We start from the raw sequence: 17,015 nt of genomic DNA, 5'->3' as shown, positions 1-17,015 counted from the left end.
ATGATTCGCAGCCTCAGCTATGCCTTCGCCCGCAACAACCGGGTGCTGATTGAAGAGAGCGACGATGGCGCGGTGCATCTCTTGTGTTGTGACACCACGCCGCCCGATGCGGTGGCAGAAGTACAGCGGGTGCTGGACGCACCTTTTGCCCTGCAGCTGTGCGATGAAGCGGATTTGCAGGAGCGGATCAATGCCGCTTTCCAGCGCCAGCAGGGCGACGCCATGTCGGCGATGGGAGATATCTCCAACGAAGTCGACCTGGACCGCCTGGCCGAGGAAATTCCCGAATCCCAGGATTTGCTGGATGCGCAAGACGACGCACCGGTGATCCGCCTGATCAACGCGCTGTTTGGCGAGGCGCTGAAGCGGGACGCCTCGGATATCCATATCGAAACCTACGAAAAGAGCATGTCGGTGCGGCTGCGGGTCGACGGCATTCTGCAAGAAGTCCTCACCCCGCACCGCCGCCTGGCACCGCTGCTGGTATCCCGGATCAAGGTGATGTCCCGGCTGGATATCGCCGAGAAGCGCGTGCCTCAGGATGGTCGGGTGTCACTGCGCATTGCCGGTCGCTCGGTAGATGTGCGGGTCTCCACCATCCCCTCTAACTACGGCGAGCGGGTGGTGATGCGTCTGTTGGACAAGCAGGCGGCCAGGATCGATATCGACCAATTGGGTATGCCGGAAAAAACCCTGTATACCCTCAAGGAACTCCTGCACCAGCCCAACGGCATTATTCTGGTAACGGGGCCCACTGGCTCAGGTAAAACTACCACACTGTATGCCGGGCTGATGGCCCTCAATGATCGCAAACGCAATATTCTCACCGTGGAAGACCCGGTGGAGTACGACATCGAGGGCATTGGCCAGACCCAGGTTCACGCCAAGGTGGGGATGACCTTTGCCCGGGGCCTGCGGGCCATTTTGCGTCAGGACCCCGATGTGGTGATGGTGGGGGAGATCCGCGACCAGGAGACCGCAGAAATTGCCGTCCAGGCCTCGCTGACCGGCCACCTGGTGCTGTCTACCCTGCACACCAATACCGCAGTGGGCGCCATTACCCGCTTGGTGGATATCGGTGTAGAACCCTATTTGATTGCCTCCAGCCTTAAAGGCGTGTTGGCCCAGAGACTGGTGCGCAAGCTCTGCCAGGAATGCCGGGAGCCCGTCGAGCTGGACGAAACCGAAGCGCGACTCTTGGGTGACCCGACGGTTGAAGGGCAGCGCGCCTATATTGCCTCGGGTTGCGAGTCCTGCCAGCACACCGGCTACCGTGGCCGGCAGGGCGTATACGAATTACTGGTGATCGACCGGGAAACCGCCGAGTTGGTCCACAATCGCGCGGGTGAGCAGGACATTCTGCGCCAGGCCGGCGGCCGCATGAAGTCGCTAATGTCCGAGGGCCGCAGGCTGGTGCTGGAAGGGCAAACCAGTGTCGACGAGCTGCTGCGCAGCGTGCGAGAGGGTGGCGATGCCGGCGTTTGAGTACCGGGCCCTGGACCGCAGCGGTGCCACCAAACGCGGTATTATCGAGGCCGACTCCGGGCGCTTGGCCCGGCAGAAGCTCCGCGACGATCAATTGTTCCCGGTCGAGGTTAAACAGACTCGGGAAAAGCGCGGTGGCGGTGCTGGCTCACTGTTAAAAGGGCGGGTAGGTATCGCCGATTTGGCCCTGTTCGTTCGCCATTTGGCGACCCTGATCCAGTCCGGCATCCCTGTGGAAGAATCCCTGGCGGCCACCGCAAAGCACACCCGCCACAACCAACTTAAACGCATTATTCTTGACCTGCGCTCCCGAGTGCTGGAAGGGCACAGTCTGGCCGACGGCCTTAACGATCATCCCAGCACCTTCAATCCGGTGTTCCGGGCTCTGGTCAGCAGCGGCGAGAAATCCGGCGATCTGGCATTGGTCCTCAACCAGCTGGCGGAGTACACCGAAGACAGTCAGAAACTGCGCGGGGTCATTGTCCAGGCAGCGCTGTATCCTATTGTGCTGTGTGTGGTGGCCATCGCGGTTATCGCCGCACTGATGACCTACGTGGTGCCCAAAGTTACCGCCCAGTTTGAACACTATGACCAGGCGCTACCTTTGTTGACGCGGATTTTGATTACCTTGAGTGACGGCTTGGCGGCGCACTGGTACTGGCTGGTGGTAGGGATGGTGGCGATCTTTGCCGCTATCAAATGGTGGCTGCGAGATCCCGATCGAAAACTCAAAGCGCACCGCTGGATATTGAAATTGCCACTGTGGGGGCAGTTGATGCTGGAGCTGGACGCCGCACGGATGTTGCGGACCCTAGCAATCTTGCTGTCCTCCGGCGTGCCGTTTTTGGAAACCCTTAAGGTCTCTTGCGACACTCTGAGCAATGAGCACCTTAAGAAAAGTATGACCCGGGTTCGGGAAGAGGTACGGGAAGGTAAGAGTTTTAGTCGCTGCCTTCAGGACGAAGCCGAGCTGCCGCCACTGGCGGTGTATATGATTGCCAGCGGTGAATCCAGCGGCGAGCTGGAGGAGATGGTCAGCCGCGCGTCAGTCAACCTGGAGCGGGAGCTTCAGGCCCGGGTGCAGATGTTTGTCAGCTTGTTCGAGCCTTTGTTGATTGTGGTCTTGGGCTTGGTAGTGTTGTCCATCGTTCTGGCAATCCTGCTGCCCATACTGCAACTGAACAACCTGACGCAGTTCTAATTTTAAGTAACAAGTTAATGCCTATTCAGGAGGTCTCCGTGCCCAATCTTGTAAAACTTCGCCGTCAGCAGGGCTTCACACTGCTGGAGATCATGGTGGTGATTGTGATTTTGGGTCTGTTGGTGGCAGTCGTTGCCCCCAACGTGCTGCAGAATCAGGATCGTGCCATGGTGGAAAAAGCCCGGGCTGATATTGCCGCGCTGGAGCAGGCGCTGGATATGTACAAGCTGGATAATCATGTCTACCCGACTACTGATCAAGGCTTGCAAGCTCTGGTTAAAGAGCCCGAGACAGGCCCGCAGCCAAAAGCCTACCGCAGCAATGGTTACATCAAGCGCCTGCCGGAAGATCCCTGGGGCAACCCCTATCTGTACATTCAGCCGGGTGAGCACGGGCCCTACGACCTGTACTCCACCGGTGCCGATGGTGAAGAGGGCGGCGAGGAGCTGGCCAGTGATATTGTCAACTGGCAGGAGTGAGCGCGGCTTTTCACTGCTGGAGCTGATGGTTGTTATTTTTATCATCGGCTTAATGAGTGGCGTGGCGGTGCTGACACTGCCGGACAAAAGTGGCCAGGGCTTGTTGCTTGAGCAGCGCTACCAGCTTATCGGTGCCCTGCGCACCGCCCGGGCTGAGGCGGTGTTCAGCGGTCGAAGTTTGGGGCTGTTGTGGACCGGTAACAAAGGCCGCTTTCATACCCGGACCGCCGAAGGCTGGGTACCGGTAACCACAGGCGTGCTGGCCAAGCCAGTGACCACCGACGAGCGAGTCCGCTCGGAAATCACTCTGGATGGCGAACCCATCAAATACCCTGAAGACGACAGTGACGATCGCCTTATGACGCCACAGCTGTGGTTTTTAGGTGATGGCCAGGTGTCGCCCTTTGAGTGGCGGTTGTCCACCGCCGGTGCGGAGTCGGTGAGCTTTGATAGCCGTCTCGATGTGGACGCCGATCCGGATTCGGAGGAGCAGTGATGCGGGCAGTGCGCGGTTTTACCTTGCTGGAGATCATGGTGGCGTTGATGATCTTTGCTACCGCAGCTGTGGCCCTCAGCAAGAGTCTCACTGAAAGTGCTTCCAGCACCGGCGCGCTGGAACAGCGTCAGTTTGCCGATTTAGTGGCCCAAAATCACCTGGTGGGCATTCTCCGGGAAGGCTACGAAAACCGCACCAGCGGCCGGGAAACCCTGGCGGGCTTTGACTATCAATGGAAACGGGAAGTCAGCGATACCCCGCATCCGGCCATTAGCCGTGTCGACATTACCGTGCGAATGGCCGGTAGCGGTGACATCCTGGCCAGCCGCACCGCCTACCTCCGCAAATGACCACGTCGTTTCGCCAAGCTAATACCGATAAGGGCTTTACCTTGGTGGAGCTATTGATTGCTATCGGCATAATGGCGCTGTTAGGTGCGGCGGCAGCTGCTATGCTCAACGGCGCTATCGACAATAAACAACGCATCGAAGCCCGCCAGCAGAAACTGGAAAGAGTGGCCTTGGCTTTGCAGATTCTGCGCCGGGATCTGGAGCAACTGACTCCCCGCATCGCCCGGGACCGCGCCGGAGACCCGCTGCAATCCCGCATTGTTGGCGAACAGGTCGACGCCGATAGCGAAGTCGAATTTGTTCACGGTGGCCGGCGAATATTACCGGGGCAGAGTCTGGGCAGTGCCTTGGAGCGAGTCCGCTACCTCAGCGAGGACGAGGCACTGGTGCGCTATAGCGCGGCGGTAGCCGACCCCACAGACAACACCGATTGGCATCGCCAAGTGCTGCTGGACAAGGTGGAGAACTTCACGGTCAGCTACTACGACGGCGAGCGGTGGACCACTTTCTGGCCCCCCAGCACCCAGCTCAATGCCATCCAACCTCAGGGTGTGCGCATCGAAATGGACGTGTCGCCGTGGCCGGGAATTCGCCTCGATGTTGTTCTGCCGGAGTTGCCGTAATGTTTAGGGCAGCGGCATATTCTCGACACCAACGCGCGCGCCTGGCGGCGCGGCCACCCTCGGGCCAGCGGGGCGCCGCGCTGCTGATGGTGCTGATGATGGTAGCTATCATGTTGGTGTTGTCGGTGGCGCTGGTGGACGGCGTGCGCTACAACAGCCAGCGCTTGCTCAATCAGCGCTTTATGGATCAGGCGTTTTGGTATGCCTTGGGCGGTGAGCGTATTGCCGCATTTGCCTTGGAAGACATCGCCAGTGAAGCGGTGGTGACACTGGGGCAACCCTGGGCCCGCAAGGATATTGTCTTTCCCATCGATGGCGGCTCTGTCGCCGGTTTGATTGTGGATCAGCAGGCCTGTTTTAACGTCAACAACCTGTATCAGCCGGATGTGGAACCGGGTGTCGATCCGCCGCCCACGGCGGCTGAGCAGGGCTTTATCGCGCTGCTTGAGAACCTGGAAATCTCTCCGCAACGGGCGGAGTTTATCATTGGCCGCCTGCGGGACTGGATCGATGAGGACTTTTCCCCGGAGGGCATATACGGCGCCGAGGATTTGTCCTACACCGGCCTGGACTATCCCTATATGCCGCCCAACCGGCCTATAGACTCCATTACCGAGTTGGATCTGTTTGCCGAGTTTGAAGAGGACGAGGCAGAAAAAATAAAACCGTTTTTATGTGCCTTACCGGAGTCGGATACCGCGTTGAACGTAAACACGCTGACCGTGGAGGACGCGCCCTTGTTGGCGGCCTTTACCGGTAATATTCTGCCGGTTGAGCAAATTGAAGCCCTTATCGAAGCCCGGCCGGAGGACGGCTGGCAGGACATTGCCGATTTTGTGTCAGTGCTGGGGCTGCCCGGCGGGCAAACCCTTACCGGCGAGCAACTGCAAACGCTGGGGGTGGATTCCAACTATTTCCTCGGCCTGGCGGATGTCTTTTACGAACAGCGACAAATGCGCGTATACAGTCGATTTGTGATAAAAAACGGCAAGGCTGTAGCCTATGCCCGTGAATATGGAGAAGTTTTTTGAGCGATTTGCTTTTACTGGAGCTGCCGGTCCACCGCACTGACACTGTGCGCTGGTTGCGCTGGGACAGTGCGGCCGGCCGGGTTAAAGACCGCGGTGAACTGGCGGTTGAGGATGGCTTGTCGGCACTGGCCGCCCATCACAGCGATGCCGCCTGCTACGCCATTGTTCCCGGTGAAGCGGTCAGCTGGCACCAGGTGGTGCTACCCAAGGCGGGGAGAGTGGGTTTGAGCGCGCTGCCGTTTCAATTGGAAGATCGGCTGTGCAGTGATCTGGACGGCGTTCATATCGCCCACGCACCTATCAAAGCTAATCAGCCCACCGATGTGTTGATCGTAGAGCGGGCGTTGATGCAGGGTTGGTTTCAGCAAATCCGCGACTGTGGGCTGCGGATTCGCGGCATGCTGCCAGACTACGCAGTGATCCCCGAAAACGTGGTGCTCTTGGATGAGCAGCGCGCTACGGCCCATCTGGAAAAAGGCGCGGCGGCATTGCAAAGCGCCAACTTCCCGGTGTGGTGGCAGCTGGCCGGCAAGCCCGAAGCCCAGTTCTACTGCGCAGACACACTGCGTGGCAGCGACGCGCTGGGTGATTACCAGCCCACCGATTTCTTTAACGATCGCCTGGCGATGTTGGCCCAGTGCTTCCAGCCCTGGTCATGTTCTTTGCTGAGTGGGGAGTTCGCCCTCCAGGATAAACAGCGCCAGGCGATCAAGCGCCTGCGCTGGCCAGCTGCGGTTGCAGTGACCCTGCTGCTGGCGCTGGTGGCGAATTTTATCCTGGCCACAGTGGATATGAATCGCCGGGCCGAGGCGCTGGACCAGGCCATGAATGATCTGTACCGCCAGACCTTCCCCGGTGCCCGGGTCGTCAACGCCCGCAGCCAGATGCGCAGTCAGTTAAATGCCTTGAGTCAGGGTGGCAGTGAGTCCCAGTTTTTACCCTGGTTGGACCGCATCGCCACCGCCAGTCGCGGCCGGGAGTCTATTATCCTGCTGCAGCTCAGCTTTGAGTCTGATCCTGCAGTGATCAAACTGTCCGTGAAAGGGGACAGCTACGACGCGGTGGAGCAGTGGGTGGCGGCACTTTCGGGGCAGGGCTTTGACGTCAGTCGCGGCGCCTTTGGGCAGCAGGATGGCGGCGGTGTCAGTGGCCAGGTGACACTGCGGGGAGAAGGTCAATGAAGCAGCAACTAGAGGCCCTACTTGAAGGCCGCAGCGAGCGAGAGCGAGTTATCCTGATCGGCGGCGCTGTGCTGGCAGTGGTATTAATTGTTTGGTTGGCAGGGATTCAGCCCCTGCTCAAGGCCCACGCCCAAGCCGAAGCGCGGTTGGAGCAGCGCCAGCAGGGCTATGTGTGGATGCAGCAAGCCGCGGCGCAGATCAAGGCTGCCGGTGGCAGCGCCTCCAGCCCGGCGCTATCGGGGTCGCCGCAGCAGCAAATTACCGGCGCCGCCCGCCAACTGGACATCAAATTAAGCCGCATTGAGCCGCAAAACGCCGGCGGTTACAGCGTGTGGATCGCCCGCAGCGACTATAACAACGCAGTGCGATTTGTGGATGTGCTGGCCCGGGCCGGCCTCAGTATTGAGGCGGTCAATATCAACCTGCTCGATCAGCCGGGTACCGTGTCGTTGCGGGTCGTGGTCGGGGGCGCGTCGTGAAGCGGATATTGTTGGGCTTTTTGGCACTGCTAGTTTTATTACTGTTTGTGGCCTGGCGGGCACCGGCCTGGGTGCTGCTGGACCAGCTGGACGGACAGGTTCCGGGGCTGGCGCTGGGCGCCAGCGACGGCCGGCTGTGGCGCGGCCGCCTGGATCAGGTGAATTACGACGGTTTGGCCCTGGAAGGGGTCAGCTGGCGATTGCAGCCCCTGGCGGCACTGTCGGGGCGGCCATTGGCGGTGGCGGTGGAGTCGCCCCTGTCGCTGCAGGCGGAATTGGGTCTGCCTGAGGGCCAGCAACTAAAACTCTACGATGTGAATTTGGAAGGCAGGATCGCAGCGCTGCTGGAGGCGGTGGCGCTTCCCAGTATGGGCTTCAATGGCGACTACCGGGCGGAAATGTCGTCCGCGGTGATCTCGCCTCAAGGCTGTAGCGAATTTGCCGGCAGCCTCCACCTGGCGCGCCTCAGCGGCGACATCGATGGCCTTGCCGACCTGGGCGCCGTGGATGCGACAGTCAGCTGTCAGAATCGGGGCTTGCGCATCGTTATCGACGAGGACAACCCGATGCGGGTGCGCGGCACCGTGAACCTGTGGTTTAACGGCCGCAGCACTGGCCAGGTGACCATCTCGCCACCCCAGGGCTCGGCACTGTACCAAAGTTTGACCCAGTTTCTGGGTCGCCCCAGCAACGGCAAGGATTTCCAGATTCGGCTTTAAGTGTTATTTGTTTAGGGCTGGGGGCGTAGCGCCTGGGGCATATCTTTTCCCCGCTGAGGCATTGTTAGTCACCCCGCTGAAGGCTCGTTTGTTACGCCGCTGAAGGCTCTTTCTTAAGCCGCTGAGGGCTGGTTTTCCAAGCCGCTGAAGGCTCTTCCAGCGGGATTAAGGCTCCGGCCAGCGCTGGGGCTGTCGGACAAACTCGCTGGTGTCGTAGCCCATATCACCGATCAAAGCCTTGAACTTAGCGAAGGCCTCATCTGGCATATCGGGCTGGCGTGCCATTAGCCACACAAAGTCCCGGGCATTGCGGGCAATGATTGTGGTCTGGTAATCGCTGTCCAAGTAGGCGATCAGAAACTCCGCCCGGAACGGCCAGATAAACTGCATTCCCCACTCGGCATTGCCGGTGCCCTCCCGGACTTTGGCATTGGGCTGATAGCGTTTGAGCTCACCATCAAACCCACCTTCGCGAAAGCGGTAGGTGGTCGAAATGCGGCCGTTATCTTCTAATGAATAGGACTCGATACCGTTGTGGGCGTCCCGCTCCGGGGGCAGGGGGATAAAGCCAATCACATACCAATCCCCCATAAACCGCTCCAAGTCGACATAGTCGACGGTGTCGATGGCGGGTTGTTGACTGCAGCCCACCAAATAAAACGCACAGCAGCACAGCAGGCGGCGCACCGTGGCGGCAGGCGAGGTTTTGCTTGGCTTGGTGGTAGAACCGGCGGTTGCGGATTCCGATGTTGCAAATTTGCTTGTTGAGGCCATTATCGCTATCCCTTTCTAGAATACCTGCTTTACGAAGCCAGGCATGCTGGTGGATTTACGGCGTCCACTGACAGCGACTGTCGGTCGCAGCCATATTGCCCGCTGGGATTTGACGCCACACTAAAAGGCTTCTGTAATGGGCTAGCCCCAATCAGCAAGCAGACAAAAACTTAGCCATCGATTGTCGAGCATAGATAACAATATACTTGGGAGAGGCCAATGACTGACTCGCACGCAACACAAACCCGCACAGTGTCCACCTTTTGTCGTATTTGCGAGCCCTCCTGTGGCTTTATCGCCGAGGTAGAAGGGCAGCAGGTCACCCGCTTGCGACCCAACAAAGAACACCCCGCCACCAAAGGCTTCGCCTGTCACAAAGGCCTGGCCTTTAACGATGTTCACGTCGATCCCGATCGGGTCAATGTACCGCTGCGCCGTCAGCGTGCCGAGTCGGCGGTGGCTAACAGCTTTGAGAGCCTGGACTGGGAGAGCGCCATTGAGCAGATTGGCGAGCGCCTCAACGGCATCCGAGAGCGCTATGGCGACGGCGCCATAGCCGGTTTTATGGGTAACCCCACGGCCTTTAACAGCTTGGCTCAACTCGAGGTGCCGAGCTTTTTTCGTCGCCTGGGCGGGCGCTTTTTTAGTTCACTGACCCAAGACTGCGCCAATAAGCTGGCCGGCAGTGAGGCGGTGTTTGGCAGTAGCAATCTGCACCCGGTGCCCGACCTGGCTCATACCGATTACTTTCTCTGCCTGGGAGAAAACCCCAAAGTCTCCCATATGAGCTTTTACTCGGTGGCCGAGCCCATGGCGCTGATGCGGAGTATTGTTAGCCGCGGCGGCAAAGTGCGCTATGTGAATCCTCGTCGCATTGAAGCGGTGTCGCCGGCCACTGGCGATTGGCAGCCGATTCGCCCCGACACCGACCTGTATTTTCTGGCTGCACTGCTCAACGCCATTGATAGTCAGGGTGGCTTTGACGAAGAGGTCCTTGCCCGCCACGGCAAACGGGTGGCGGAACTCAGGGCTTTTATCGCCGATTTCAGTCCCGATGTTGTGGCCCCCGTTTGCGGGATCGATGCCGATCAGATCAGACAACTGGCCAGCGAGTGGCTAAGCGCTGATGCTGCCAGCGTGCACATGTCTACCGGCGTCAATATGGGCCGCCAGGGCACCCTGTGTTACTGGCTGGTGCAGATGTTGAGCTTCGTCACCGGCAACCTCGGTCGTCGCGGCGGCAATATCTATCCACGGGGGTTTTACGACTCGGCCCCGCTGGGGGCCAAGCAGCGCAGTGAAGACATATCAAATTGGCAGGACAGCGAGTTTGGCCCGCTCCGGGAAGTGGGCGGCACCCTGCCGGGCAACCTGCTACCTGATTTTATCGAGGCTGGGGACACGCCGATTCGCGCGCTGATTGTGATTGCGGGCAACCCGCTGCTTTCGGTTGGCGGCGAGGAGCGAATGCGGGAGAGCTTTAAGCAGCTTGAGTTGATTGTGGTGATCGATCTGTACCGCACTGCCACGGCGGAGCTGGCCGACTACGTGTTGCCGGCGGTGGATTGGTTGGAGCGACCAGACGTGAATTTGACCGGTGTAGGAATGCAGGCGGTGCCCTTTGTTCACTATAGCGATGCGGTGGTGCCGCCGCTGGGCGAGCGTCGCCCGGAGTGGTGGATTCTGGCCCGCCTGGCCAAAGCGATGGGGCAGCGCTCCCTCTTTGACAGCGATCCAAATCGGGACATCACCGATGTATCGGCCTGGGAGTCCAAGGCTATGGCCAAAATCGACGCGCTGTTGGCCGGTGCAGAGCTGTCCCGGGATGTATTGCAACAGCAACCTGGCGGCGCCGCGCTGATGCCTGAACTGGAGCCTGAAGCGCTGTTAAAGAGCGCCGTGCAGTTTGCCGATGGCCGTGTCGACTGCTGCCCACCCCTGTTTGACGAGGCTCTGGCAGCGGCACGTCAGCAACTGGCTGAGGATACCCAGGCCGGTGGAGAACTGCGTCTGATTAATTTGCGCAGCAACTACATGCACAACAGCTGGCTGCACAACATGGAAAAACTGAAGCGGCCCAAGCAGCGGGACAACCCCCTGCATATGTCGCCGGCAGATGCACAGCGTTTGGGGCTGGTGGACGAGCAAACTGTGCGGGTCCACAACCGCCACGGTGAGATTGAAGCGACGGTGAGAATCGATGACAGCTTGGTCAGCGGAGCCGTGGCGATGAGTCACGGTTGGGGTAACGCCGGCGCCCCCGGCATGCGGGTGGCCAGCCGCTATCCCGGAGTCAATGTAAACCGCCTGTTGCCCAGCGGACTTGGCAGTTTTGACAAGCTCAGCAACCAGGCCTTTATGTCCGGGGTGCCGGTCACCGTAGAGGCACTGCCACAGGCTCAGTCCGCGCCGGTAGCAGCCGCGGCGACCTGATCCCCCAACCAGCTGATCACTGGGTCGTGGTCGCTGCTCTTGTGCCAGAACATCCTCAGCTCCATGGGTGAGGTGGTAAAGGGCAAATCCCGCTGGCATAGCTGGGGCCAATGCTGAGCCAGACTGAGCGGCACCGCGGCGATGGCGTCGCTGTTGGCCACCAGCGCGGGCAGGGCGGCATAGTGTTGTAGGCGCAGCGCGATGCGCCGTTGGTGACCGATGGCCCGCAGCGCCAGATCCACGTGTCCAGAGCCCCGGGAGCGACTGGATATATGGATATGGCGGGCGGTGAGAAATTGCTCCAGTGTGAATTCGCTGTCGGCAAGGGGATTGTCGGCGGCCATCACACACACGTAGTGGTCCTGGTGCAATGGCTTCTCCACTAAATCCTGGCTGTTGATCAGCGGTGCGTCCACCGCCAGTTGCAAGCGACCGCTGGCCAGCTCCAATGGAATGTCCCGCCGGCGGTGAAAGACGACCTCCAGATCAATATGCGGCGCCGCCAAGCTTAGGCGCCGCAGCAGCCTTGGCAGCATGGAGATTTCCGCGTGTTCGGTGGCGTGAAGGCGCAGTGTCTGCCGGGCGCTGGCTGGATCAAACTGCTGGCGTTCCTGTACGCAGGTTTCCAGGCCATTGAGGGCTTCCCGCACCGGCTCAATAAGCTGCCGGGCCAGAGGGGTGGGGCTCATACCCTTGCCGCTGCGAATAAACAAGGGATCTCCCAGGTGTTGACGCAAGCGCCCCAAGGCGTTGCTCACGGCGGGCTGGGTCACACTGAGTACTTCTGCGGCCCGGGTCAGGCTTTGCTGGCTGTAGATGGCGTCGAACACCACAAACAGATTGAGATCGATACGGGACAGATTCACGGTACGCCCTCGGGCCAAAAGGAAGTATAAATTTCATTGATGATTTTACATAACAAAAATAAATTTAACTAATTCCAGGCCTGGGGCTAGACTGGCGTCAGTAGGGTAGAGCGCCGCAGTAGCGCCGGAGCAAACCGGAGTGAACCAGAGTAAAGATGGCTGAAATTTATGTAGTAAGGCACGGGCAGGCGGCGTTTGGCACCGATAATTACGATCGGCTGACCGACGTGGGTTGGGAGCAGGCACGCCTCTTAGGCGAGTACTTTCGCAGTATCGGCCTGGAGTTTGATGCCACGTTTAACGGCACCATGCGCCGGCACCGGGAGACACTGGCGGGGGTTCGGGATGTCCTGCCCGCTACGCCCTCAGCAACGGAGTTACCGGGCCTCAACGAATATGACTTTCACGCCTTGCTGGACCTCTATGTACCGCAGCAGGGGCTGGAAGTGGACCGCAGCGACCCCAGGGCCTTTTATCGTTGCCTGCGGGACGTGCTCATTGCCTGGAACCGGGACGAGATCGACGGCGTCAGCGAGACTTGGGCCCAGTTTGAGGGCCGGGTAATCGACACCATGGAAGCAATCTCACAGCCCAGTGGCAAAGTACTGGTGGTGACATCGGGCGGCGCCAGCAGCGCTATTTTGCGCCGGGTATTGGGCGTGGACGTGGCCACCATGGTGGAACTGAATTTACAGGCACGCAACACGGGCATCAGTCGATATTTTGCCAAAAAACAGCGCTTTAAACTCAATAGCTTTAACGGGGTGCCACACCTGGAAAAACCCCAGGACCGGCACCTAATCACTTACACCTGATAGTTATTTGCACCTGATAATTACTTACACCTGACGGCTACCCACGATAGGAGAACGATCATGGACCTCAATTTGACTCCCTCGCCCAAGGCGCAGGAATTGCTGACCAAACTCAAAGGGTTTATGGATCAGCATATTTACCCCAATGAAAAGGCCTATGCCGAGCAGGTTCACAATGCTGAGAACCGCTTTGCCGTTATGCCGCTGATGGACGAGCTGAAGGAGAAGGCCAAGGCCGAAGGGCTGTGGAATTTGTTTGTCCCCGAGGAATATGGCCAATACAGCGATATCGGCGGTTTAAGCTTTCTCGACTACGCGCCTTTGTGTGAGGAAATGGGCCGGGTGATCTGGTCACCGGAGGTGTTCAACTGTAATGCCCCGGACACCGGCAACATGGAAGTGTTCATGAAATACGCCACCGATGCCCAGCGCGAAAAATGGCTGACACCGCTGCTCAACGGCGACATTCGCTCCTCCTATGCGATGACTGAACCCCAGGTGGCTTCCAGCGACGCCACCAATATCGAACTACTGATCGAGAAAGATGGCGACGAATGGGTACTCAACGGCCGCAAGTGGTTTATCACTGGCGCCATGAATGAGCGCACCAAAATCTTTATCGTGATGGGTAAATCTGACCCGGATAACCCCAGCCGCCACAAGCAGCAAACCCAGGTATTGGTGCCCCAGGGTACCCCGGGTTTGAAGATCATCCGCCCCCTGACCACCTTGGGCTACGACGACGCCCCGATTGGCCATGCCGAGCTGGTGTTTGAGAATGTCCGGGTACCCATGGAAAACGTGCTGTTGGGTGAAGGCCGTGGTTTTGAGATCGCTCAGGGACGATTGGCCCCGGGTCGCATGCACCACTGCATGCGCCTGATCGGCACCGCCCAGCGCAGTTTGGAACTGGCCTGTCAGCGGGTTACTCAGCGCAGCACCTTTGGCCGCCCACTTGCCAAGCATCAATCCATTCGCGAAGAGATCTCCCGCAGTTTTTCAGAAATAGAAATGGCTCGCCTGCTGGTACTGAAAACCTGCAAATTGATCGACGATCAGGGCCCTTTGCAAACCACAGATATGATCGCCGCCACCAAGACCACCGTGCCCCTGTTGGTGCAAAATGTGATCGACCGCTGTATGCAAATGCACGGTGCCGGAGGCCTGACCGAGGACTATATGATGGCGGAGGGCTTTAACTATGCGCGCTGGTGTCGCCAGGCTGATGGTCCGGATCAGGTTCACCAGATGGCGCTAGGCAAGCAGGTTATCGGGCGTTTTTCAGGTCAATAATTGCGGAGGAAATTGAGTGATGTCCAACTTTGATCTGGATACCGACAAGCTGTGCAGTTATCTGGAAGCCAATATCGACGGCTTTAAGGGGCCGTTGACCGCCGAAAAATTTGCCGGTGGTCAGTCCAACCCCACTTACCTGATCGAGGCCGCCAGCGGCCGCTATGTGCTGCGTCGCAAGCCGCCGGGCAACCTGCTTAAATCCGCGCACGCGGTAGACCGGGAGTTCCGGGTGATGTCGGCACTGGCCGACACCCCGGTGCCGGTACCCGCCATGCGGGTGCTGTGCGACGACGACAGCATCATTGGTTCCATGTTTTACGTGATGGACTTTCTGGACGGCCGCATATTTTGGGACGCCTCTCTGCCTGAGCAAAGCGCCGAGGAGCGCAGCGCCATTTACGACAACATGAACAAGGTCCTGGCAGACCTGCACAACGTTGACGTGGATGCGGTGGGCTTGAGCGACTACGGCCGCCCGGGCAATTATTTTGAGCGTCAGCTCAGTCGTTGGACCAAACAGTATCGGGCCAGTGAAACGGAAACCGTCGAGGCGATGGAAAAGCTCATTGTGTGGTTGCAAGCCAACGTGCCCGAGGACGACGGTCAGGCCTGCCTGGTCCACGGTGACTTCCGGCTCGACAACATGATGCTGGCCAAGGATAGCACTGAGGTCATCGCACTGTTGGACTGGGAGCTGTCGACACTGGGTCACCCCTATGCCGACCTGGCCTACCAATGCATGCAGTTGCGGATACCAGGTACTGCCGCCATTCCCGGGCTGGGCAATACCGATCGCAAAGCATTGGGCATTCCCACCGAGGAAGAGTACGTCGCCCGCTACTGCGAGCGCCGGGGAATTGACGGCATCGACAACTGGGAGTTTTACCTGGCGTTTTCCTTTTTCCGTCTCAGCGCCATTTTACAGGGAGTCTACAAGCGCGCCCTGGATGGCAATGCCTCCAGCCAGAAAGCCATGGACTACGGCGCCCTGGCTAAGCCATTGGCGGAGTTGGGTATCGCCTTGGTGGAGGAAAGTCGCTAAGGGATGGATGATCGCCCTGGCGAGGAGAAACAAAAACGGCGGGATATCCCGCCGTTTTTTTGTGCCCGATATTTTACGCCGTTCTGGGCTTAGCCACTCTGCGCGATACGGAGACAGAGATCAGTACTGAGATTCGGGCAGGCGGATGACGATTCCATCCAGGTCGTCGGTGACGGTGATCTGACAGCTCAGGCGGCTGTTGTCCTGGGGCTCCAGCACACAGTCCAGCATGTCTTTTTCGATCTCATCGGCCTCTGGCATGCGGTCAGTCCAGGCTTCGTCAACGTAGCAGTGGCAGGTAGCGCAGCTGCAAGCGCCGCCACACTCAGCGAGGATGGCGTCAATGCCGTTGTCCATGGCTGCCTGCATCACAGTAGTGCCGGATTCAGCCTCGACTTCCTGCTCGTTGCCGTCGTGGGTGACAAACTTGATTGTTGGCATGGTGATTCCTGTTTCCGTGTCGTTGATCCGCGCCTATGGCGCGGTGAAAAGGTCTTTGAGCTCGATGCTGAGATCGGCGACTTTGTTGGGGTCAGCCGTTTGGCCAGCAGCCAAGGCTTTCTTACACATCATGAACTCTTTGGGACTATTGACGGCATCGACGGCCAGCAGGCGGCCTTCTTTAAAGTAGAAGGCGGCAAAGCTGCGGCCGCTGGTAGTGTCCCCGCGAACCACAACCTGGTCATAGCCTTGCGACAAGCCGGCAATCTGCAGTTTCAGATCATACTGGTCGGACCAGAACCAGGGCAGAGCGCTGTAAGCGGTGGGGTTGCCACACAGAGTTTTAGCGGCAATGCGGCCCTGATCGGTGGCGTTCTGCACAGATTCAAGGCGGATATCCATGTTGTAGATGGGGTTGTGATGGAAGGTGCAATCACCCGCCGCGACAATATCCGGATCGTTGGTTTGGGCAAACTCGTTCACCACGATACCGTTGTTGACTACCAGACCGGCCTGCTCGGCCAGCTCGGTTTCGGGGATAACACCAACGCCGATCACTACCAGTTTGCAGTCGATCACCGTGCCGTCGGCCAGCCTCACGCCGTTGACTTTGCCGTCGCCAGTGATTTCTTCCAGGGTGACATCGGTGCGGATATCGACCCCTTCTTCAGTGTGGATGCGGGTGTAAAACGCCGACAGTTCCGGCGCAGTGACCCGCTGCAGCACCCGAGACATGGCCTCCAGTACGGTGACCTTCATACCCAGTTTGCGCAGTGATGCCGCAGTTTCCAGACCGATATAGCCGCCGCCGACGATCACCGCAGAGGCACCTTCAGTCACGTATTTTTTGATTTCGTCCACGTCACCCAGGTCCCGCAGGTAATGCACCCCGGGCAGCTCGTGGCCAGTGAAGGGGATTTTGCGAACTTTGGCGCCGGTGGTCAGGGCCAGTTTGGTGTAGGGGATTTCGCCGCCGTCGTGAAGAGTCAGTTTCTTGGCTTCCCGGTCAATGCCAACTACCCGTGAGCCCAGCACCAGGTCAATGTCATTTTTCTCATAAAAACTCTCGGGGCGAATCAGCAGCTCGTGCTCGTTTTTCTCGCCGCAGAAGTAGGCCTTTGAAAGCGGTGGACGGTGATAGGGCATGTGGGGCTCTTCACCGACGATGGAAATTTTTCCTTCCCAACCTTCCTGGCGAAGGGCCGCGGCGATGGAAGCGGCGGCGTGGCTGCCGCCAACGATGACACAATGTTCAGTGCTCATAGTGTGAGGCTCTCTATAATAGTGATTGTTGTTCTGGGACT

The 17,015-nt window shown here is 58.9% G+C and carries 18 protein-coding genes; 14 read left to right on the top strand and 4 right to left on the bottom strand.

Annotation, left to right across the window (positions count from 1 at the left end; genetic code table 11):
* From gspE to gspN, 10 genes are read left to right on the top strand one after another with little or no spacing between them, the layout of a single operon-like run.
* Window positions 1-1,485 carry a type II secretion system ATPase GspE gene (gspE, locus tag I6N98_RS11010; RefSeq protein ID WP_198568416.1) on the top strand — a complete coding sequence of 495 codons (1,485 nt, stop codon included), beginning with the start codon at window positions 1-3 and terminating at the stop codon, window positions 1,483-1,485.
* The gene (gspF, locus tag I6N98_RS11005) at window positions 1,472-2,686 is read left to right on the top strand and encodes a type II secretion system inner membrane protein GspF (protein WP_198568415.1); all 1,215 of its coding nucleotides are present in this window, start codon (window positions 1,472-1,474) and stop codon (window positions 2,684-2,686) included. The genes gspE and gspF overlap by 14 nt, the downstream gene beginning before the upstream one ends.
* A gap of 38 nt (window positions 2,687-2,724) precedes the next feature.
* Entirely contained in the window at window positions 2,725-3,165 is a 441-nt protein-coding gene (gene gspG / locus I6N98_RS11000) for a type II secretion system major pseudopilin GspG (protein WP_337924593.1), read from the top strand.
* On the top strand, window positions 3,140-3,661 hold the full coding sequence (gene gspH / locus I6N98_RS10995) for a type II secretion system minor pseudopilin GspH (protein ID WP_198568413.1): 522 nt from the start codon (window positions 3,140-3,142) through the stop codon (window positions 3,659-3,661). The genes gspG and gspH overlap by 26 nt, the downstream gene beginning before the upstream one ends.
* Entirely contained in the window at window positions 3,661-4,011 is a 351-nt protein-coding gene (gspI, locus tag I6N98_RS10990) for a type II secretion system minor pseudopilin GspI (RefSeq protein ID WP_198568412.1), read from the top strand. Before gspH ends, gspI begins: the two co-directional genes overlap by 1 nt.
* Complete coding sequence (gene gspJ, locus I6N98_RS10985) at window positions 4,008-4,634, top strand: type II secretion system minor pseudopilin GspJ (RefSeq protein WP_198568411.1); 627 nt, start codon at window positions 4,008-4,010, stop codon at window positions 4,632-4,634. The genes gspI and gspJ overlap by 4 nt, the downstream gene beginning before the upstream one ends.
* Window positions 4,634-5,665, top strand: coding sequence for a type II secretion system minor pseudopilin GspK (gene gspK, locus I6N98_RS10980; RefSeq protein WP_198568410.1), 1,032 nt, complete (start codon window positions 4,634-4,636; stop codon window positions 5,663-5,665). Before gspJ ends, gspK begins: the two co-directional genes overlap by 1 nt.
* Window positions 5,662-6,846, top strand: a complete 1,185-nt coding sequence (gene gspL / locus I6N98_RS10975) for a type II secretion system protein GspL (protein ID WP_198568409.1) — start codon at window positions 5,662-5,664, stop codon at window positions 6,844-6,846. Before gspK ends, gspL begins: the two co-directional genes overlap by 4 nt.
* Window positions 6,843-7,325: a type II secretion system protein M gene (locus I6N98_RS10970; RefSeq protein ID WP_198568408.1), complete on the top strand. Its 483-nt coding sequence runs from the start codon at window positions 6,843-6,845 to the stop codon at window positions 7,323-7,325. The genes gspL and I6N98_RS10970 overlap by 4 nt, the downstream gene beginning before the upstream one ends.
* Entirely contained in the window at window positions 7,322-8,044 is a 723-nt protein-coding gene (gene gspN / locus I6N98_RS10965) for a type II secretion system protein N (protein ID WP_198568407.1), read from the top strand. The genes I6N98_RS10970 and gspN overlap by 4 nt, the downstream gene beginning before the upstream one ends.
* A gap of 165 nt (window positions 8,045-8,209) precedes the next feature.
* Here the strand turns inward: gspN and I6N98_RS10960 are convergent, their stop codons facing one another.
* Window positions 8,210-8,818 carry a lipocalin family protein gene (locus I6N98_RS10960; protein WP_198568406.1) on the bottom strand — a complete coding sequence of 203 codons (609 nt, stop codon included), beginning with the start codon at window positions 8,816-8,818 and terminating at the stop codon, window positions 8,210-8,212.
* Window positions 8,819-9,037: 219 nt separating this feature from the next.
* Here I6N98_RS10960 and I6N98_RS10955 point away from each other — a divergent pair, with 219 nt between their 5' ends.
* Complete coding sequence (locus I6N98_RS10955) at window positions 9,038-11,251, top strand: molybdopterin-containing oxidoreductase family protein (protein WP_198568405.1); 2,214 nt, start codon at window positions 9,038-9,040, stop codon at window positions 11,249-11,251.
* Here I6N98_RS10955 and I6N98_RS10950 read toward each other — a convergent pair.
* Window positions 11,218-12,117, bottom strand: coding sequence for a LysR family transcriptional regulator (locus I6N98_RS10950; protein ID WP_198568404.1), 900 nt, complete (start codon window positions 12,115-12,117; stop codon window positions 11,218-11,220). The two genes, I6N98_RS10955 and I6N98_RS10950, sit on opposite strands and share 34 nt — an antisense overlap.
* A 155-nt stretch (window positions 12,118-12,272) precedes the next feature.
* Between I6N98_RS10950 and I6N98_RS10945 the strand changes: the two genes are divergently transcribed.
* The 3 genes from I6N98_RS10945 to I6N98_RS10935 are packed head-to-tail and all read left to right on the top strand — an operon-like array spanning window position 12,273 to window position 15,270.
* The gene (locus tag I6N98_RS10945) at window positions 12,273-12,932 is read left to right on the top strand and encodes a histidine phosphatase family protein (protein WP_198568403.1); all 660 of its coding nucleotides are present in this window, start codon (window positions 12,273-12,275) and stop codon (window positions 12,930-12,932) included.
* Between the two features lie 60 nt (window positions 12,933-12,992).
* Window positions 12,993-14,225 (top strand): acyl-CoA dehydrogenase family protein, encoded by a 1,233-nt coding sequence (locus I6N98_RS10940; RefSeq protein WP_198568402.1) that lies wholly within the window; start codon window positions 12,993-12,995, stop codon window positions 14,223-14,225.
* 19 nt (window positions 14,226-14,244) lie between these two features.
* Window positions 14,245-15,270 (top strand): phosphotransferase, encoded by a 1,026-nt coding sequence (locus I6N98_RS10935; RefSeq protein WP_198568401.1) that lies wholly within the window; start codon window positions 14,245-14,247, stop codon window positions 15,268-15,270.
* 120 nt (window positions 15,271-15,390) lie between these two features.
* Here I6N98_RS10935 and I6N98_RS10930 read toward each other — a convergent pair whose 3' ends face one another.
* The gene (locus I6N98_RS10930) at window positions 15,391-15,711 is read right to left on the bottom strand and encodes a 2Fe-2S iron-sulfur cluster-binding protein (protein ID WP_198568400.1); all 321 of its coding nucleotides are present in this window, start codon (window positions 15,709-15,711) and stop codon (window positions 15,391-15,393) included.
* Between the two features lie 33 nt (window positions 15,712-15,744).
* On the bottom strand, window positions 15,745-16,974 hold the full coding sequence (locus I6N98_RS10925; RefSeq protein WP_198568399.1) for an NAD(P)/FAD-dependent oxidoreductase: 1,230 nt from the start codon (window positions 16,972-16,974) through the stop codon (window positions 15,745-15,747).
* Window positions 16,975-17,015: the final 41 nt, after the last annotated feature.

Source organism: Spongiibacter nanhainus, from assembly GCF_016132545.1.
Taxonomy (GTDB): Bacteria; Pseudomonadota; Gammaproteobacteria; order Pseudomonadales; family Spongiibacteraceae; genus Spongiibacter; species Spongiibacter nanhainus.
The sequence above is the reverse complement of the archived record's forward strand: the minus strand, read 5'-3'. Positions and strand labels throughout refer to the sequence as shown.

Coding starts and splice junctions, on each gene's coding strand:
- gspE (WP_198568416.1), top strand. CDS start 1: ATGATTCGCAGCCTCAGCTATGCCTTCGCCCGCAACAACCGGGTGCTG.
- gspF (WP_198568415.1), top strand. CDS start 1,472: ATGCCGGCGTTTGAGTACCGGGCCCTGGACCGCAGCGGTGCCACCAAA.
- gspI (WP_198568412.1), top strand. CDS start 3,661: ATGCGGGCAGTGCGCGGTTTTACCTTGCTGGAGATCATGGTGGCGTTG.
- gspJ (WP_198568411.1), top strand. CDS start 4,008: ATGACCACGTCGTTTCGCCAAGCTAATACCGATAAGGGCTTTACCTTG.
- gspK (WP_198568410.1), top strand. CDS start 4,634: ATGTTTAGGGCAGCGGCATATTCTCGACACCAACGCGCGCGCCTGGCG.
- I6N98_RS10970 (WP_198568408.1), top strand. CDS start 6,843: ATGAAGCAGCAACTAGAGGCCCTACTTGAAGGCCGCAGCGAGCGAGAG.
- I6N98_RS10960 (WP_198568406.1), bottom strand. CDS start 8,818: ATGGCCTCAACAAGCAAATTTGCAACATCGGAATCCGCAACCGCCGGT.
- I6N98_RS10955 (WP_198568405.1), top strand. CDS start 9,038: ATGACTGACTCGCACGCAACACAAACCCGCACAGTGTCCACCTTTTGT.
- I6N98_RS10945 (WP_198568403.1), top strand. CDS start 12,273: ATGGCTGAAATTTATGTAGTAAGGCACGGGCAGGCGGCGTTTGGCACC.
- I6N98_RS10940 (WP_198568402.1), top strand. CDS start 12,993: ATGGACCTCAATTTGACTCCCTCGCCCAAGGCGCAGGAATTGCTGACC.
- I6N98_RS10935 (WP_198568401.1), top strand. CDS start 14,245: ATGTCCAACTTTGATCTGGATACCGACAAGCTGTGCAGTTATCTGGAA.
- I6N98_RS10930 (WP_198568400.1), bottom strand. CDS start 15,711: ATGCCAACAATCAAGTTTGTCACCCACGACGGCAACGAGCAGGAAGTC.
- I6N98_RS10925 (WP_198568399.1), bottom strand. CDS start 16,974: ATGAGCACTGAACATTGTGTCATCGTTGGCGGCAGCCACGCCGCCGCT.